We start from the raw sequence: 2,802 nt of genomic DNA, 5'->3' as shown, positions 1-2,802 counted from the left end.
GTACACGGTAAATTCTCAGTACCGTGCTAGTTTCCTCGCTCCATGAGATAATAACTCCAGAAAACTACAAGTTTTTTAAAGGAGTTAGTGCCATGGATAAAATCACACATCAGGTCCGTGCAGAGCACTGGGCCAGGATCCTGAATGAATGTCTGAACAGCGGGATGTCAAAGACCGCCTGGTGCCGGGCAAACGGGATCTCTGAGAAACAGTTCTTTTACTGGCAGCGCATCCTGCGCCGGGAAGCTTATGGAGCATCTCAGGATCCATCCTTACCTGCAGTTACAGAGGCAGGACAATTGTCTCCCGTTCAGCAGTCCGTATCTTTTGCCGAGATCAAACTTCCTGCTGTGTCACCAGACGCATCACCTGTTTTCCATCCGGATCTTGTGATCCGGAAAGGGAAACTTGTCCTGGAGATTGCGAATTCAGCCTCGGCAGAACTGCTCTCCCGGATAGGAGGGATCCTCCATGCTGAATAATGCATCCGGCTTCCGTAAGGTTTACATTGCCGCCGGTTATACGGATCTGCGGCGCGGCATTGACGGGCTGGCATCCATTGTGAAATTCAACTTCCAGCTGGATCCATACGAAAAGGATATCCTCTTCCTGTTCTGCGGAAGACGCAGTGACCGCATCAAAGGGCTTGTATGGGAAGGGGACGGATTCCTTCTTCTTTACAAAAGGCTGGAGCTGGGCGGCTTCAGCTGGCCCCGTACCAAAGAAGAGGCATTGGAGATCACGCCGGAACAATATCGGGCGCTGATGCAGGGGCTGGAGATCGTATCCAGACATCCGATCCAGGAAGTGCAGCCCAGCGATCTTCTGTGATACGTTGTGCAAAACGGAGAAATTTTAAAATCTTTTCCGGTTTGCCCTCGCAGATACAGTGGGAGTTATCCACATCCGGGCCTCATGCCATTCATTCAATTAAGAGTACTCCACAGCGATCAGCTACTGTGTGGATAAGTACTCTGAAAAACTGAAAAAACTACTAGTTTTTTCGGTTTTTCAGAGTGTTTATCCTTTGGTGAGAATGACGGACTCATTTTTCGTCCGGTTCGCTTTTTCTTTTGGTTTGCGGTACAATAGTCCCAGCAAGACAAAGGAGCGCCGAACATGACGAAGATCTACTCACCGGAAGAACTGAACAGTTTCAGCAGGGAAACACTCGTGGCAGTGATCCTGTCCATGCAGGACCAGCTGGCCCAACTGAATACAAACATGGAACGCCTGATCGAGCAGATCGCGTCTGCAAACAATCACCGCTATGGGCGCTCTTCCGAAAAACTGGATGTAATCGCCGGGCAGCTGGAACTGGAGCTCATCTTTAACGAAGCGGAAGCACTGACCGAGACACTTTATGTCGTCGAACCCGCAGAGGAGGATGTGATCCAGGTCACGCGCCGGAAGAAAAAAGGAAAACGCGAGGAAGATCTTAAGGATCTTCCCGTGGAAGTCATTCCCCATACCCTTCCTGAAGAAAAGCTGCAGGAGATCTTCGGCGCTGCTGGCTGGAAGCAACTCCCGGATGAAGTCTATAAAAGAGTCCGGGTACAGCCGGCAGTCTACACAGTCGAAGAACACCATGTGGCCGTGTATGCCGGAAAGGACAACCAGACGATCGTGAAAGCAGACCGGCCGAAGGAGCTGCTCCGAAACAGCATCCTGACTCCCTCCCTGGCTGCAAGCATCCTGAATGCCAAGTATGTCAACGGACTTCCCTTATACCGGATCAGCCAGGAATTCCTGCGCAATGACATCCACATCTCCCGGCAGGTGATGGCCAACTGGGTGATCCAGTGTGCCGACCGGTATCTAGGCCCCCTTTATGATTACCTTCATAACAGGATGTACCGCTTCCATGTGCTGCAGGCCGATGAGACCCCGGTCAAAGTATCGAAGGATGGGCGTCCGGCGAACAGTAAGAGCTACATGTGGGTCTACCGGACGGGAAAGGGATATGGAGATACCCCAATCATCCTGTATGAATACCAGAAGACCCGGCAAGCAGACTATCCGCGGGAATTCCTGAAAGGATTCACCGGCGTCGTTGTTTGCGATGGATACTCCGCCTACCGGAAGCTGGACCGGGAAACCGAAGCCATCGTTTTCGCAGGGTGCTGGACCCATGCGAGAAGGTATTTCGCAGATGCCTTGAAAGCACTGCCGAAAAAGGAGCATGAGGCAGCCAGGGAAACGGTCGCCTATGAAGCGATCAAGCGGATCGGTGCGATCTATCATCTGGACAACCAGCTTGCAGATCTGAAACCGGACGACCGCAGGAAACAGCGGCAGATCAACCTCAAACCTCTGGTAGAGGCTTTCTTTGCATGGGCAAAAGAGATCAGGGAATCCGGCCGTCTGATCAAAGGTAAAACCCTGGAAGGGATCAACTACTGCATTAACCAGGAAGAGGCATTAAAAGTATTCCTTGATGACGGGGAAGTCCCGCTTGATAATAACGCAACAGAAGGCGCGCTGCGCAGCTTCTGCCTGCACAAACATGCATGGAAGCTGATCGACAGTATCGATGGCGCAAAATCCAGTGCGATCGTCTACAGCATCACAGAAACGGCGAAGGCGAATAACCTGAATCCTTTCCGCTATCTGGAATACGTCCTGACAGTGATGAAGGACCATCAGGAAGATACGGATTACCGTTTTATGGAAGATCTGCTTCCATGGTCTGGGCAGCTGCCGGAAATCTGCCGGAGCAAAACAAAAACAACAAATGTGTAAACCGGCCGCCAGAAACGGCGGTCAAAAAATACGCTGGTACTTATGATTTACCGTGTACAA

Annotated in this window: 3 protein-coding genes; all 3 read left to right on the top strand. The window is 51.3% G+C overall.

The window, feature by feature from the left end; translation table 11 throughout:
• Positions 1-92 precede the first annotated feature (92 nt).
• The 3 genes from tnpA (at position 93) to tnpC (ending at position 2,742) form a co-directional block, all read left to right on the top strand.
• The gene (gene tnpA, locus H6A13_RS12770; RefSeq protein ID WP_204909919.1) at positions 93-482 is read left to right on the top strand and encodes an IS66 family insertion sequence element accessory protein TnpA; all 390 of its coding nucleotides are present in this window, start codon (positions 93-95) and stop codon (positions 480-482) included.
• Positions 472-831: an IS66 family insertion sequence element accessory protein TnpB gene (tnpB, locus tag H6A13_RS12765; protein ID WP_204864295.1), complete on the top strand. Its 360-nt coding sequence runs from the start codon at positions 472-474 to the stop codon at positions 829-831. The genes tnpA and tnpB overlap by 11 nt, the downstream gene beginning before the upstream one ends.
• Before the next feature lie 288 nt (positions 832-1,119).
• The gene (tnpC, locus tag H6A13_RS12760; RefSeq protein ID WP_204909918.1) at positions 1,120-2,742 is read left to right on the top strand and encodes an IS66 family transposase; all 1,623 of its coding nucleotides are present in this window, start codon (positions 1,120-1,122) and stop codon (positions 2,740-2,742) included.
• The last annotated feature ends 60 nt before the right edge of the window (positions 2,743-2,802 follow it).

This window comes from Mordavella massiliensis, from assembly GCF_016902415.1.
Lineage (GTDB): Bacteria > Bacillota > Clostridia > Lachnospirales > Lachnospiraceae > Merdimonas > Merdimonas faecigallinarum.
Note: the sequence above shows the minus strand (reverse complement) of the source record. Positions and strands in the feature narration are given on the sequence as shown.